General features: G+C 65.5%; 17 protein-coding genes. 9 read left to right on the top strand and 8 right to left on the bottom strand.

The genetic code is table 11. The features are described 5' to 3' along the window. Positions 1-8: 8 nt before the first annotated feature. The 4 genes from BM436_RS16655 to BM436_RS16640 all read right to left on the bottom strand — a co-directional run bounded on the left by BM436_RS16655 (position 9) and on the right by BM436_RS16640 (position 3,039). The gene (locus BM436_RS16655) at positions 9-980 is read right to left on the bottom strand and encodes a hypothetical protein (RefSeq protein WP_093556660.1); all 972 of its coding nucleotides are present in this window, start codon (positions 978-980) and stop codon (positions 9-11) included. After that, positions 977-1,834, bottom strand: a complete 858-nt coding sequence (locus tag BM436_RS16650) for an ABC transporter ATP-binding protein (protein WP_093556659.1) — start codon at positions 1,832-1,834, stop codon at positions 977-979. Before BM436_RS16650 ends, BM436_RS16655 begins: the two co-directional genes overlap by 4 nt. Beyond that, positions 1,831-2,214, bottom strand: a complete 384-nt coding sequence (locus BM436_RS16645) for a GntR family transcriptional regulator (RefSeq protein WP_093556658.1) — start codon at positions 2,212-2,214, stop codon at positions 1,831-1,833. Before BM436_RS16645 ends, BM436_RS16650 begins: the two co-directional genes overlap by 4 nt. A 105-nt stretch (positions 2,215-2,319) precedes the next feature. Further along, positions 2,320-3,039: a DUF72 domain-containing protein gene (locus BM436_RS16640; RefSeq protein ID WP_093556776.1), complete on the bottom strand. Its 720-nt coding sequence runs from the start codon at positions 3,037-3,039 to the stop codon at positions 2,320-2,322. An 84-nt stretch (positions 3,040-3,123) separates the two neighbouring features. On the opposite strand from BM436_RS16640, the gene BM436_RS16635 reads away from it, so the two are divergent. After that, positions 3,124-3,702 (top strand): DUF1439 domain-containing protein, encoded by a 579-nt coding sequence (locus tag BM436_RS16635; RefSeq protein ID WP_093556657.1) that lies wholly within the window; start codon positions 3,124-3,126, stop codon positions 3,700-3,702. Positions 3,703-3,745: 43 nt separating this feature from the next. Here BM436_RS16635 and BM436_RS16630 read toward each other — a convergent pair whose 3' ends face one another. Beyond that, positions 3,746-4,288, bottom strand: coding sequence for a carboxymuconolactone decarboxylase family protein (locus BM436_RS16630; RefSeq protein ID WP_093556656.1), 543 nt, complete (start codon positions 4,286-4,288; stop codon positions 3,746-3,748). A 77-nt stretch (positions 4,289-4,365) separates the two neighbouring features. On the opposite strand from BM436_RS16630, the gene BM436_RS16625 reads away from it, so the two are divergent. Together BM436_RS16625 and BM436_RS16620 are read left to right on the top strand one after the other, a co-directional pair. Next, complete coding sequence (locus BM436_RS16625; protein ID WP_093556655.1) at positions 4,366-4,707, top strand: winged helix-turn-helix transcriptional regulator; 342 nt, start codon at positions 4,366-4,368, stop codon at positions 4,705-4,707. Further along, a complete protein-coding gene (locus tag BM436_RS16620; RefSeq protein ID WP_093556654.1) occupies positions 4,704-5,288 on the top strand; it encodes a DinB family protein in 585 nt (194 codons plus the stop codon). Before BM436_RS16625 ends, BM436_RS16620 begins: the two co-directional genes overlap by 4 nt. A gap of 109 nt (positions 5,289-5,397) precedes the next feature. On the opposite strand, the gene BM436_RS16615 is transcribed toward BM436_RS16620, so the two are convergent. From BM436_RS16615 to BM436_RS16605, 3 genes are all read right to left on the bottom strand, one after another. Next, a complete protein-coding gene (locus tag BM436_RS16615; protein WP_093556653.1) occupies positions 5,398-6,162 on the bottom strand; it encodes a UDP-2,3-diacylglucosamine diphosphatase in 765 nt (254 codons plus the stop codon). A 106-nt stretch (positions 6,163-6,268) separates the two neighbouring features. After that, a complete protein-coding gene (locus BM436_RS16610; protein ID WP_093556652.1) occupies positions 6,269-6,760 on the bottom strand; it encodes a peptidylprolyl isomerase in 492 nt (163 codons plus the stop codon). 70 nt (positions 6,761-6,830) lie between these two features. Further along, the gene (locus BM436_RS16605; protein ID WP_371859646.1) at positions 6,831-7,466 is read right to left on the bottom strand and encodes a peptidylprolyl isomerase; all 636 of its coding nucleotides are present in this window, start codon (positions 7,464-7,466) and stop codon (positions 6,831-6,833) included. A gap of 232 nt (positions 7,467-7,698) precedes the next feature. On the opposite strand from BM436_RS16605, the gene cysS reads away from it, so the two are divergent. The 6 genes from cysS to BM436_RS38690 form a co-directional block, all read left to right on the top strand. Continuing rightward, positions 7,699-9,084 (top strand): cysteine--tRNA ligase, encoded by a 1,386-nt coding sequence (gene cysS / locus BM436_RS16600; protein WP_093556651.1) that lies wholly within the window; start codon positions 7,699-7,701, stop codon positions 9,082-9,084. Then, a complete protein-coding gene (locus tag BM436_RS16595) occupies positions 9,084-9,755 on the top strand; it encodes a DNA-3-methyladenine glycosylase family protein (protein WP_093556650.1) in 672 nt (223 codons plus the stop codon). The genes cysS and BM436_RS16595 overlap by 1 nt, the downstream gene beginning before the upstream one ends. Positions 9,756-9,818: 63 nt before the next feature. After that, positions 9,819-10,793, top strand: a complete 975-nt coding sequence (locus BM436_RS16590) for an acetyl-CoA carboxylase carboxyltransferase subunit alpha (protein ID WP_093556649.1) — start codon at positions 9,819-9,821, stop codon at positions 10,791-10,793. Between the two features lie 99 nt (positions 10,794-10,892). Continuing rightward, positions 10,893-12,281 (top strand): tRNA lysidine(34) synthetase TilS, encoded by a 1,389-nt coding sequence (gene tilS / locus BM436_RS16585; RefSeq protein ID WP_093556648.1) that lies wholly within the window; start codon positions 10,893-10,895, stop codon positions 12,279-12,281. A 140-nt stretch (positions 12,282-12,421) separates the two neighbouring features. Next, the gene (locus tag BM436_RS16580) at positions 12,422-13,669 is read left to right on the top strand and encodes an aspartate kinase (protein WP_093556647.1); all 1,248 of its coding nucleotides are present in this window, start codon (positions 12,422-12,424) and stop codon (positions 13,667-13,669) included. A gap of 151 nt (positions 13,670-13,820) precedes the next feature. Beyond that, on the top strand, positions 13,821-14,062 hold a 242-nt coding region (locus tag BM436_RS38690; RefSeq protein WP_143133186.1), incomplete at its 3' end, for a transposase-like zinc-binding domain-containing protein.

Genomic DNA, 14,062 nt, shown 5'->3' with positions numbered 1-14,062 from the left:
CGCGCCGCTCACCCCTCCTCGCGCCAGCGCCGCATCCACACCGCCACCGCGATCATCGCCACGCCCGCCGCCACGCCCGCCCACAGCGTGCCGGTGGCCAGCGTGCCCCACGACGCCAGGAACAAATCCCCCGCCGCCTGGTGCTTGCCGCCGGCCCGGACCACCTCGCCCGGCTCGATGCGGCTGAACGCGAACCACACCCCCGGCGCCACGCCGCCCAGGATGCGCGCCACGATGTGCTCCATGAACCAGCCGCTGTTCCAGCCCAGCGCGAAGATGCGGTTGGTCCAGGCGATCAGCACCGCCGCGCCCAGCGGCACGCCCACCGCCCACAGGAACACCTTGGAGCGCGCCCAGCTCGACACCATCAGCAGCCAGCCGACCGTCGGCAGCGCCCACAGCGCGTACACCGGCAGCAGTCCGAGCGCGCGCACCGGCGCCAGGTAGAACTCCGGCGACGACAGCAGCGCGCCGAAGGCGTTGACGCCCATGAAGGCCATCTTCAGGCACAGCAGCAGGATCACGCCCAGCGACAGCGCGGTGCCGATCAGCATGGTGACCGCCGGCGTCACCACCAGCGCCACGGCCACCTTGGACAGCACCGTCATGTGGTCCGACACCGGCAGCGACTTCCAGAACAGCAGGCTGCGGTCGCGGCGGTCGTCGTGCAACGCGCCCAGGCAGTAGAAGAACACCAGGAAGCCCAGCATGATGTACAGCGGGGCGGCGGTGACCAGGTACATCTGCGGCGCCATGTCGCTGAACACCTGGCGGACCGACTCGTCCATCATCTTCTCCCTCATCGAGAACAGCCGCACGCCGTCCTCGCTGTACGACATGTTTTGCCCCAGCAGCAGGGCGCCCGCCACCAGCGCGAAGATGATGGCCGCCACCACCAACTGCGCCCACACCACCATGCCCTTGTGCTCCCACAGCTCGCGCCTGAGCAGCCATTCGAATTTTTTAGCGGGCGTATTCATTCGTAGGTCCCTTTCATAGTGGCGACAAACAGGTCCGCCACGCTCGGCGTGCGGGTCTCTCCAAACTTCTCCAACTGCGCGCGCGAGGCGCCGTCGAACAGCATCACCGCCTTGCCGAACACGCTGCGCTGCGTCAGCGGCGCCAGCGCGTTGGCCGCGTGGATGAACTGCGGCTCGACCATCACCTCGGTGTAGCGGTCGCCGATCTCCTCCATGGACGCCGACAGGGTGATCTTCCCCTCGCGGATGAACATCAGGTCCGTCAGCAGGTTCTCCACCTCCTCGATCTGGTGGGTGGTGATGATGATGGTCTTCTGCTCGTCGAAGTAATCCTCCAGCAGGTTCTGGTAGAACTGCTTGCGGTACAGGATGTCCAGCCCCAGGGTCGGCTCGTCCAGCACCAGCAGCCGGGCGTCGATCGCCATCACCAGCGCCAGGTGCAGCTGCACGATCATGCCCTTGGACATGGCCTTCACCTTCATGCCCGGTTCCAGCTTGGTGCTGGCCAGATAGCGCTCGGCCTTGTCGCGGTTGAAGCGCGGATGCACGCCGGCCACGAAGTCGATCGCGTCCCGCACCCGCATCCAGCGCGGCAGGATCGCCACGTCGGCGATGAAGCACACCTCTTGCATCAACTCGTCGCGTTGCTTGCGCGGGTCCATGCCCAGCACCGACAGCTCGCCGTCGAAGCGCGCCAGGCCCAGGATGGCCTTCAGCGTGGTGGTCTTGCCGGAGCCGTTCGGTCCGATCAGGCCGACGATGCGGCCCGGCTGGATCTCGAAGCTGGCGTTGTCCAGCGCCAGGTGCTTGCCATAGCGCTTGGACAGGTTGCGGGCAGTGATCAGGGCGCTCATGCCGGCGCTCCCGGTTCGTCCCGCTGCGCCGAAAGGGATTGCGAGACCCGCAGCAGCTGCTCGATGTCCAGGCCCAGGCGGCGGATGCGCTCGACCATGGCCGGCCACTCCTCGCGCACGAAGCGTTCGCGTTCGCTGGCCAGCAGTTTCTCGTGGGCGCCTTCGGTAACGTACATGCCTAATCCCCTTCGTTTTTCTACCAGCGTCTCGTCCACCAGTTCCTGGTAGGCCTTGGACACCGTGATTGGATTCAATTGGTAATCGGCCGCCACCTGGCGGACCGAGGGCAGGGCGTCGCCGGGCTTGAGCAGCCCGTCGAGCATCATGCCGATCACCCGCTCCTTGAGCTGGCGGTAAATCGGCGTATGGTCATTCCACATACATGCGTCCTCCGGTGATGTGATGAGGTGGTGTTGTAGTGAACTATAACACTAGATCGAAAAAAGGCAAACGGAATTCGCGCGCTGTCGTCCAGGGGATGTCGGTCAGCCCGGTCCCAGCCGTCGCAGCAGCGCGACGGCGTTCGGCACCGACGCGCCGGAGGCCGTGTTGTCGAACACGCACCAGCTCTCGCCGTCCGCCCGCGCCAGCAGCGCCGCGTAGCGGTCCAGCGCCTCGTCCTCGTAGGACGAGTAATAGACGCGCGGGCTGCCGTGCAGCCGCACGTAGGCGCCGGGCGTGGTGGGCACGTGTTCGCCCGGCTGGCCCTTGGCCGGATCGGCGATCACGCGCGTGACGCCGGCCTTCTCCAGCAGCCTGGTGGCGGCGTCCGAAAACCAGGACGCGTGCCGCGCCTCGCAGGCGATCATGCAATCGAAATGCCGGCGCGCCAGCTTGAAGAAGGCGCGCGCGGTGGCGGCGTCGAAGTCCAGGCTGGGCGGCAGCTGCACCAGCACGCAGCCCAGTTTCGCGCCCAGCGCCGCCGTCCCCCCCGCGAACTGCGCCATCGGCTCGGCGCAATCGTCCAGGCGCCGCTCGTGCGTGACGCGGCGCGGCGCCTTCACCGAAAAGCGGAAATCGTCCGGCACGTCGGCGGCCCAGCGCGCGTAGGTGCGCGGCTGGTGCGGCCGGTAGAACGAGGAATTGATCTCCACCGCGTTGAACACGGCGGCGTAACGCTGCAGGTGGCTGCCCTCGGCCGGAAAGTCGGCCGCCGCCGCCCGCGGGATGGACCAGCTTGCGCAACCCGTCCGCACTACTGTCATGGCGTCTCCCTGGAAGATGAAATACACTCTACGGCAATCGAAACGGGCGCGTCGCCCGCGATGCCGCCCAATCACAGGAACACCATGAACCCAACCCGCCGCGCCGTCTGTGCGCGACTGCTCGGAAACGCCGCCTTGCCGCTGCTGGCCTGCGGCCTGCTGACCTCTTGCGCGGGGCTGGTCGGCCCGCGCCAGGTCGAACTGCCGCTGGAGAAGCTGCAGCGCAACCTGGACCAGCGCTTCCCCGTCCACCACCGCGCGCTGGGCGTGTTCGACATCCAGCTCGACAACCCGCGGCTGGCGACCCTGCGCGACAACGACCGCGTCTCGCTGTCGGCCGACCTCACGGTGACGCCCATGCTGGTGCGGCAATCGTGGCGCGGCGGGCTGACGCTGTCCGGGCGGCTGGTGGTGGACACGGTGCGCAACGCCGTCTTCCTCAGCGACGCGCAGGTCGACCGCTTCGCCATCGACGGCGTGGGCGAATCGCAGCAGCGCCAGATCGCCGGCGCCGCCAACATCCTGGTGGACAAGCTGCTACGCGACGTGCCGCTCCACAGCTTCAACCCCGACGACCTGCGCTACGCCGGCGTGCGCTTCGTGCCCACCACCATCCGCACCACGCCGACCTCGCTGGTGATCATGCTGGAGCCCGCGAAATAGGCGGGACGGAGGCCACGCGCCGGCGGCCCGGAACCGGAATTCCCTAGTCTCCCGTGGCGCCTTGCGCGCCGGTGGCCCGCGCGAACGGCTCCGCCGCTACGCGGCAACCGTTCGCGATGAACGAGATCGCGTGGTAGTAGCCGCATAGCGCCAGGATCTCCAGGATCTGCCCGGGGCCGTAGCGGGCCGACAGCGCCTCCCAGGTCCGGTCCGACAACGCCGCGCCGTCGTGCAATTCGTCGGCGACGCGCAGCAGCAGGGCGTCCGGATCGTCCGCCCGCGTGGCCGCCATCTCGGCCGGGCTCAATTCGGCGGCCCGCGAAAACAGCGCCGCGTGCACCGCCCACTCGTAGTCGCAGCCGCAGCGCGCGCAGGTGCGCAATATCAGCGTTTCCCTGTCCTTGAGCGAAAGCGGGCCCGGATCGAGCAGATTGCCGGCGAACATGCGCTGCAGCACGCGCGGGCTGTGCGCCATGGTTTTGAACAGATTCAACGGTTCCATGCCGGGCGGCATGACACGGTCGAACGCCTCCCGGATGGCCGGCGCATACGGACCCTCGACGGGCGCGATTCTCGGTGCGTGCATGATGATCTCCCTGGTGGTAGACTGGCGCTACGGATAATGTAGCGAACCGCTACGGATTGTGTAGCAAAGGACTGGAAATGGCAATACCCAAACCGGGGATGCCGGTGCGCGGCTCGCGCAGCGGGCGGCCCATCATGGCCTTGCTGGACCTGCTGGGCCGGCGCTGGGTGATGCGCGTGATCTGGGAGCTGCGCGGCGAGCCGCTGACCTTCCGCGCGCTGCGCGAGCGCTGCGACGACATGTCGCCCACGGTGCTGAACCAGCGCCTGCACGAGCTGCGCGAGGCGGGTATCATCGGCCAGGCGGAAGGGGGCGGCTACGCGCTGAGCGAACTGGGAGCGGGGCTGCTGGAATCGATGGGGCCATTGCTGCAGTGGTCGGAGCGGTGGCAGCGCGCGCTGGACAAGGAGCAACCATGAAGACACCGACGCTATCGCATCACTTGCTGACGGAAGCCTACAACAACGCCTGGGCCAACCACCGCCTGCACAAGGCCTGCGCGCAGCTGACGCAAGACGAATTCCAGGCCGCGCGCACCGGCTTCTTCCCGTCGATCAAGGCGACCCTGAACCACAACCTGACGGTGGACTGGTTCTACATCGACGCCCTGGAGCGCGAGCTGCGCGGCGCCGAGCCGCACCCCAACTACCTGAGTTTTTTCGAGCGCGACGAACCGTGCGCCAATTGCGCCGGGTTGCGCGCCGAGCAGCGCGACGCGGACCGGCGATTGATCGACTACTGCAAGCAATTGAAGGACGAGGAGCTGGGCCGTTACGTGACGATACTGCGCACCGGATCGGTCCAGCGCGACCGGCGGCACCGGTTGCTGGCGCACCTGTTCCAGCACCAGACCCACCACCGCGGGCAGGCGCACGCGATGCTGTCCGGCACGCGCATAGCGCCGCCGCAGTTGGACGAGTTCTACAGCGCAGGCGAAGCCGGCCTGCGCGCGCAGGACTTCGCCGAGCTCGGCTGGACCGAAGAGATGATCTGGGGCTAGGTGGTTATCAAAATAACATCGGTGTCAGGCGCGACATTCGGACATTTTTCCGCCACGTAACTGGTACCTGGCCCGCGTGCCGCGGACCAGGCACTCGCCGCGCTTGTGGTTAGGCCAGGATGGCGCCGTCGAGGCCGTGGCGGGTGATGGCGCCGTCGGCGGCGACGGCGATCCAGCCGCCGCGCGGGGGCGTGGCGTCCGGCTCCCAGTCCGGCAGCACGTAGCGGCGCGTGGCGCCGGCCGTGTGCAGCGCGGGACGGTGGGTGTGGCCGTGGATCATGACGTTGGTCCCGGTCTGCGTGAAGATGTCCGCGATCGCCTGCGGCGTCACGTCCATGATCTCGTAGGATTTGCCGCCTTGCTCCTTGCGGCTGTTCTCGCGCAGCCCGGCGATGATGGCCTTGCGCTGCGCCAGCGGCATGCCCAGGAATTGCTGTTGCCACGCGGGCTGGCGCACCATGGCGCGGAATTCCATGTATTTCACGTCGTCGGTGCACTGGGCGTCGCCGTGCAGCAGCGCGATGCGCTGGCCGGCGATGTCGGCCACCCAGGTTTCCGGCAGCAGGGTCAGCCCCGCGGCGGCGGCGAAGGCGTCGCCGGCCAGGAAGTCCCGGTTGCCGGCGATCCAGTACACGGCCACGCCGGCGTCGCTGACGCGCCGGATGGCGGCGATGATCTCTTGATGATACGGCTCCGCCAGGTCGTCGTCCCCCGCCCAGTACTCGAACAGGTCACCCAGCAGATACAGCTGCCGCGCGCGCGGCGCGTGTCGTTCCATGAATTGGTGGAAGGCGGCCGTGATGGCGGCGTGGGACGGCTGCAGGTGCAGGTCCGAAATGAACAGCGCGACTGGGGGATTGTGTGCAGAGGACATCGGTGCGGATACCGTCATTCCCGCGCGGGGGAATCCAAGGGATGCGGCGGGAAACCGGCGGCGCGCGCGGCGGCCGCCAGGGTTTCCCGCGAGCGGGGCGGGACTATTACGCTGCTTCGACTTTTTCGATGATCACGTCTTCAGCCGGCACGTCGGCGAACATGCCGCTGCGCGTGGTTTTCACTTTCTTGATGGCGTCGACCACGTCGGTGCCCTCGACGACCTTGCCGAACACGGCGTAGCCCCAGCCGTCCTGGCCTGGATAGTCCAGGAAGCTGTTGTTCTTCACATTGATGAAGAACTGCGCGCCGGCCGAGTGCGGCGCCGAGGTGCGGGCCATGGCCAGGGTGTAGGGCTCGTTCTTCAGGCCGTTCTTGGCCTCGTTCTCAACGGTGGCTTCCGCCGGCTTCTGCTTCATGCCCGGCTCGAAACCGCCGCCCTGGATCATGAAACCGTCGATCACGCGGTGGAAGATGGTGTTCGAGTAGTGGCCGGCGTTCATGTAGGCCAGGAAGTTGGCGACCGTTTTAGGCGCTTTTTCCGCGTCCAGTTCGGCGGTGATGACGCCCATGTTGGTGGTGATGACGATCTTGGTCATGAGATGATCCTTAGTGTTAGGGTGATGACATGGGCCGCGACTATACAGGAGGCGCGGCCAAAGCGCTATTTTACTGCGTGACCGGGGCCTGCGCCTGCGGCGGCGGCTCCACCGGAACGGGCGTCTTCAGCAGCGTGGCCGAGGTGATGACGATGGGTTTGACCGGGATGTTGGCGAACATCGGCTTGTCGTCCACCAGCACGCCCTTGATCTTGTCCACCACCGCGTGGCCCTTGATCACGCGGCCGAACACGGTGTAGCCGAAGCCGTCGCGGCCCGGATAGTCCAGGCCCTCGTTGTTGACCACGTTGATGAAGAACTGCGAGGTGGCCGAATTCGGATCGCCGGTGCGGGCCATGGCCACGCTGTAGGTCTCGTTTTTCAGGCCGTTCTGCGACTCCAGCGGCACGGGCGGGCGGGTCGGCTTGCTTTTCAGGTCGACCGAGTAGCCGCCGGTCTGGATCATGAAGCCGTCGATCACGCGGTGGAAGATGGTGCCCTTGTAATAGCCGCTCTTCACGTAGGCGAGGAAATTGGCCACGCTTTTCGGCGCTTTTTCCTGGTTCAGCTCCAGGACGATTTCGCCCTCGGTGGTCTTCAACGACACCTGCGGCAGGGCCGGATCGGCGGCCACGGCGGCGCCGGACAGGGCCAGGCCGGCGAACAGGCCCATGAATTTTGCCATCAGGGTTTTTGTCTCTTGCATATGACTTCCTTAAGTTAAGATCCGATAAAAACCTCTCCAAGATCGGGCCGGTACTGTTTTTATCAATGCTATACTAGGTGCGACGTATCATTCTATCAAAGAAGAACTAGATAACGAGGGTCTGTCAGTCCCCACGGCGAACAACGATCAGCGCCGGCGCGGCACCACAAGTGTCCCGCGCCGGTTTCGTATTGCCCGGCTGGCTTGCCCTTTATAAAAACGCAAGAGTCCGATGAGCAATTTAAAGATTTACAACACGCTGGCGCGCGAAAAACAGACATTCGTACCGATGGAAGCGGGCAAGGTCCGCATGTATGTTTGCGGGATGACGATCTACGACTACTGCCACATCGGCCACGGCCGCATGATGATGGCGTTCGACGTGGTCTACCGCTGGCTGAAGGCGTCGGGCTACGACGTCACCTACGCGCGCAACATCACGGACATCGACGACAAGATCATCAAGCGCGCGGTTGAAAACGGCGAAACCATCGGCCAACTGACAGGCCGCTTCACCCAATACATGGACGAGGACACCGCCGCCCTCGGCATCCAGCCGCCGACCCTGGTGCCGCGCGCGACCGAATACGTGCCGCAGATGCTGGCGCTGATCGAGCGGCTCGAAGCCAAGGACCTGGCCTACCAGGGCGAGGACGGCGACGTCAATTACGCGGTGCGCAACTTCGAGGGTTACGGCAAGCTGTCCGGCAAGTCGCTGGACGACCTGCGCGCCGGCGAACGCGTGGACGTCAACACCGGCAAGCGCGACCCGCTGGACTTCGTGCTGTGGAAGGCCTCCAAGGAATCCGAGCCCGAGGAGGTCAAGTGGGACTCCAAGTGGGGCAAGGGCCGTCCGGGCTGGCACATCGAGTGCTCGGCCATGTGCTCGGCGCTGCTGGGCGACCAGTTCGACATCCACGGCGGCGGCGCCGACCTGCAGTTCCCGCACCACGAGAACGAGATCGCCCAGTCCGAGGGCGCGACCGGCCACAGCCTGGCCAACTACTGGATCCACAACGGCTTCGTGCGCGTGGACAACGAGAAGATGTCCAAATCGCTGGGCAACTTCTTCACCATCCGCGACGTGCTGAAGAAGTACGACGCCGAGGTGGTGCGCTTCTTCATCCTGCGCGCCCACTACCGCAGCCCGCTGAACTACTCGGACGCCCACCTGGACGACGCCCGCGGCGCGCTCACGCGCCTGTACACCGCGCTGGACGGCGCGGAAGGCGACGGCCTGGCGCTGGATTGGACCGAAGCCAATGCCCAGCGCTTCGCCGAGGCCATGGACGACGACTTCAACACCCCGATCGCGGTGTCGGTGCTGTTCGACCTGGCCAGCGAGGTGAATAAATCGAGGTCGCCCGCCGCCGCGCGCCAGCTGCAAGGCCTGGCCGCCGTGCTCGGCCTGCTCGAGCGCGCGCCGCAGGCCTTCCTGCAGGCGGCCGTCGGCGACTCGCTCGGCGAGGACGCCATCGCGTCCGCGATCGAACAGCGCGCCGCCGCCAAGAAGGCGCGCGACTTCGCCCAGTCCGACAAGATCCGCGCCGACCTGCTGGCGGCCGGCATCATCCTCGAAGACAAGCCCGACGGCACCACCAACTGGCGCCGCGCATAATGGTGAGCCACAAGGACATGGCGGGCATTTCGTCCCCGGCGGTGGCGGTGCCGCCGTACTGGGAGGAGGCCAAGGCGGAACTCATGAAGCGCGACCGCATCATGAAGAAGCTGATCCCTCAGTTTGGCGACCTGCACCTGGTCGGCCACGACGACCCGTTCACGACCTTGGCGCGCTCCATCGTCAAGCAGCAGGTCACGCCCAAGGCCGCCGACGCGGCCTGGCAAAAGCTGCTGCTGGCGCTGCCCAAATTCACGCCGGCGATGGTGGTCAAGGCCGGCGCCGAGCAACTGGGCGCCTGCGGGCTGTCCAAGCGCAAGACCGAATACATCCTCGACCTGGCCGACCATTTCAAGACCAAAAAGGTCCACGCCAACCAGTGGGACCAGATGGACGACGAGGCCGTCATCGCTGAGCTGGTGCAAATCCGCGGCATTACGCGCTGGACAGCCGAGATGTTTCTGATATTTAATCTGCTTCGGCCCAACGTCCTGCCTTTGGACGACCCCGGCCTGATTCAAGGCATCAGCCAGAATTACTTCTCCGGAGAGCCGGTTTCGCGCAGCGACGCGCGCGAGGTGTCGGCCAATTGGGAACCCTACCGCACGGTCGCCACCTGGTACCTGTGGCGCAGTCTGGACCCAGTGGCCCCCGCGGTTCCGGTAAAATAGCAACTCACAGCCCCGAAACGGCAGGTTTCCCTGCGCGCGTGGCCGCAACATCACGGAGGTAGAATGACTAAAACGACTTTCCTCAATTTTGAGCAACCGATCGCCGAACTCGATTCGAAGATCGAAGAGCTGCGTTTCGTGCAGGACGATTCCGCCGTCGACATCTCCGAGGAGATCGACCGCCTGGCCAAGAAAAGCCAGCAGCTGACCAAGGACATCTACGCCAAGCTGACCCCCTGGCAGGTCGCGCAGATCGCGCGCCACCCGCAGCGTCCATACACGATGGACTATGTGAACGAGATCTTCACCGACTTCCACGAACTGCACGGCGACCGCACCTACGCGGACGACCAGTCCATCGTCGGCGGCCTGGCGCGCTTCAACGGCCAGTCCTGCATGGTGATCGGCCACCAGAAGGGGCGCGACACCAAGGAACGCGCGATGCGCAACTTCGGCATGCCCAAGCCCGAGGGCTACCGCAAGGCCATGCGCCTGATGAAGCTGGCAGAGAAGTTCAACCTGCCGATCTTCACGTTTGTCGACACCCCCGGCGCCTTCCCCGGCATCGACGCCGAGGAGCGCGGCCAGTCCGAAGCCATCGGCCACAACCTGTACGTGATGGCCGAACTGAAGGTGCCGCTGATCGCCACCATCATCGGCGAAGGCGGCTCCGGCGGCGCGCTGGCGATCGCCGTGGGCGACCAGGTGCTGATGCTGCAATACGCGACCTACTCCGTGATTTCGCCGGAAGGCTGCGCCTCCATCCTGTGGAAGACCGCCGAGCGCGCGTCCGACGCCGCCGAGGCCCTGGGCCTGACCGCGCACCGCCTGAAGGCCATGGGCCTGATCGACAAGATCGTCAGCGAACCGCTGGGCGGCGCGCACCGCGACCCGAAACAGATGGCGACCCTGCTGAAGCGCGCGCTGGCCGACTCGCTGCGCCAGTTCCACGGCATGAAGACCAAGGACCTGATCAACGCCCGCCACGAAAAGCTCATGAGCTACGGCAAATTCAAAGAGACCACGCCGCAAGAATAAGACCGTCCGCACGGCCCGAAACCGGGGACAGACCACGTTTTAGGTGCAACTAGTTGCACCTAAAACGTGGTCTGTCCCCGGTTTTTTAGGAGTTCCCGTATGAAAAAGCAGCAAACCGCCACCCCATCCAGCATCTTCGCCGCGTCCCTGGCCGGCGTGCCGCACGAGGGCCGCGTCGCCGTCGCCTTGAGCGGCGGGCTCGATTCCTCCGTCCTGCTGCACCTGGCGCAGGCCTACGCGAAAGAGCGGGGCATCGGCCTGTACGCCTTCCACGTCCACCATGGCATCAGCCCCAACGCCGACGCCTGGCAAGCCCACTGCGCGCAAGAATGCGCGGCATTGGGCGTGACCTTCGAGGCCCGCCACATCACGCTGCAAACGAAGGAGCGCTCCGGCACCGAGGCCGCCGCCCGCAAGCAGCGCTACGCCGCGCTGGGCGCCCTGTGCCGCGAGCACGGCGTGAACCTGCTGCTGACCGCCCACCACCAGGACGACCAGGCCGAAACCGTGCTGCTGCAACTGCTGCGCGGCTCCGGCACGGCCGGCCTGTCCGGCATGGACGCCGCCAACACCGCCCCCGAACTGCTGGCCAATCCCGCGCTGACGATGGCCCGTCCGCTGCTCACCGCCTCGCGCAAGCAGCTCGAGGCCTACGCCGCCACGCACGGCATCCAGCACATCGAGGACGAATCCAACGCCGACACCCGTTACGCCCGCAACGCCCTGCGCCACACGGTGATGCCCGCGCTGGCGCGGCACTTCCCCGGCTTCCAGGAACGCTTCGCCCGCAGCGCGCAGCACGCGCAGTCCGCCCAGCGCCTGCTGAACGAACTGGCCGAGCAGGATCTGAAAGCCGCGCTGGAGGGCGACAGCGTCGACATCGGCAAGCTGCGCGACATGAGCGTGGACCGCTGCTACAACCTGCTGCGCCACTGGTTCAGCGTCAAGGGCCTGAGCATGCCGTCCACCGCCTGGCTGCACGAGATGCTGGCGCAGCTGCTGGAGGCGCGCTACGACGCGCAACTGCTGGTGGTGCATCCCGAGGTGGACGTGCGCCGCCACCGCGACCGCCTGTACCTGGCGCCGCGCCTGCCCGAACTGGAAGGCACGCGCGAGGACCGCTTCGACGACGCCCCCGGCCAGGACTTCCGCTGGGACGGCGAAACGTCGATCGCGTTCCCGAACTACGGCGGCGTGCTGCACATCGAGGAGGCGGAGCGGGGCGTGGACGCCGACTGGCTGCGCGGCCAATACCTGACCATCGAATTCCGGCGCGGCGGCGAGCGGCTCAAGCTGGCCGAAAACCGGCCCACGCGCGCGCTCAAATACCATTATCAGGCGCTCAACATTCCCGCCTGGGAGCGCACCCGGCTGCCGGTGGTGAAAGCGCCGGGCCAGTTGCTGTTCGCGGCCGGAATCGGCATGGATTGCCACCAAACCGGGCAGGGCGGGGGTAAACGCATGGTGTTCCGCTGGGAGGCGAAATAAAAGTCGGTACTGTGCGGTTTTCGTATGTCGATATGCCAATACTGTATGACGTCATAACTTTTTTGGCTTGTCGATTCGCCCTACAGCCTGTAGAGTTATAGGTCCTTTATTTACAATCTCTGAGCGGAAACCTCACTGTTATGGCTTTAATCGTTCACAAGTACGGCGGCACGTCGATGGGATCGACGGACCGCATCAAGAACGTCGCGCGCCGCGTCGCCAAATGGCACGACGCGGGACACCAGATCGTCGTGGTACCGTCGGCCATGTCCGGCGAGACCAACCGTCTGATCGCGCTGGCGAGGGAAGTTCAAAACCCGCCCGACCCGCGCGAGCTGGACATGATCGCGTCGACCGGCGAGCAAGTCTCGGTGGGTCTGCTGTCGATGGCGCTGCAATCGATCGGCAAGAGCGCGGTCTCGTACGCCGGCTGGCAAGTGGCGATTAAAACCGACTCCGCCTTCACCAAGGCCCGCATCCAGTCGATCGACGACGAGAAGGTCAAGCGCGACCTGGACGCCGGCAAGATCGTCATCATCACCGGTTTCCAGGGCGTGGACGAGAACGACAACATCTCGACGCTGGGCCGCGGCGGCTCGGACACCTCGGCCGTGGCGATCGCCGCCGCGCTGAAGGCGGCCGAATGCCTGATCTACACCGACGTCGACGGCGTCTACACCACCGACCCGCGCGTGGTGTCGGAAGCGCGCCGGCTGAAGGCCATCACGTTCGAGGAAATGCTGGAACTGGCCTCGCTGGGCTCCAAGGTCCTGCAGACGCGTTCGGTCGAATTCGCCGGCAACTACCGCGTGCCGACGCGCGTGCTGTCGTCGCTGACCGATCCGTTGATGGATCTCGACACCGAAGCCAACTCGGGCACCCTGATTTCGTTTGAGGAAGACACACACATGGAACAAGCAGTCATCTCCGGCATCGCCTTCAACCGCGACGAAGCCAAAATCACCGTCCTGGGCGTGCCAGACCGTCCGGGCGTGGCGTACCACATCCTGGGCCCGGTCGCCGAAGCGAACATCGAAGTCGACATGATCATCCAGAACCAGAGCGTGGATGGCAAGACCGACTTCACCTTCACCGTCTCGCGCAACGACTACCAGAAAGCGGTGGACGTGCTGAACGGCCAGAAGGCCGAGATCGGCTACAGCACGCTGGTGGGCGACGCCAAGGTGTCGAAGATCTCCGTGGTCGGCGTGGGCATGCGCTCGCACGTGGGCGTCGCGTCGCAGATGTTCCGCACGCTGTCCGAAGAGAACATCAACATCATGATGATCTCCACCTCCGAGATCAAGATCTCGGTGCTGATCGACGAGAAATACATGGAGCTGGCGGTGCGCGCGCTGCACAAGGTGTTCGAGCTCGAAAAGGAATAAGCGGCCTCCTGGTCCTGTCCCGGTTCCGCCGGGACGCCGTCCGCACGCCCCGCCTCGAGCGGGGCGTTTTTTTTGGCTATGTCGCGGCTAGGTGTGGAACTGCCCGCCCAAACTCAGGTCTGACAAGTACTTGCAGACATGGGAGGCGGCGATGAAGAAGAGTGAGTTCAGTGCGCTAGCGGCACAATTAATTGAGCTGTCACCGGAGCAGCGGGGCGTCATTCGTGAAATGCTGAATGAATGGAGCAAGGGAGCTGAAGCTGGGGAGATCCGGGATATGCTCGCCACCACGTGCACGAGCTGTCCTCATTGTGGAGGGGCCGAGCTATACCGACATGGCCAGGCTCACGGGCTTCCACGCTACCGGTGTCGGGCGTGCCGCAAAACGTTCAA

It is taken from the genome of Pseudoduganella namucuonensis, assembly GCF_900116645.1.
Lineage (GTDB): Bacteria > Pseudomonadota > Gammaproteobacteria > Burkholderiales > Burkholderiaceae_D > Rugamonas > Rugamonas namucuonensis.
Note: the sequence above shows the minus strand (reverse complement) of the source record. Positions and strands in the feature narration are given on the sequence as shown.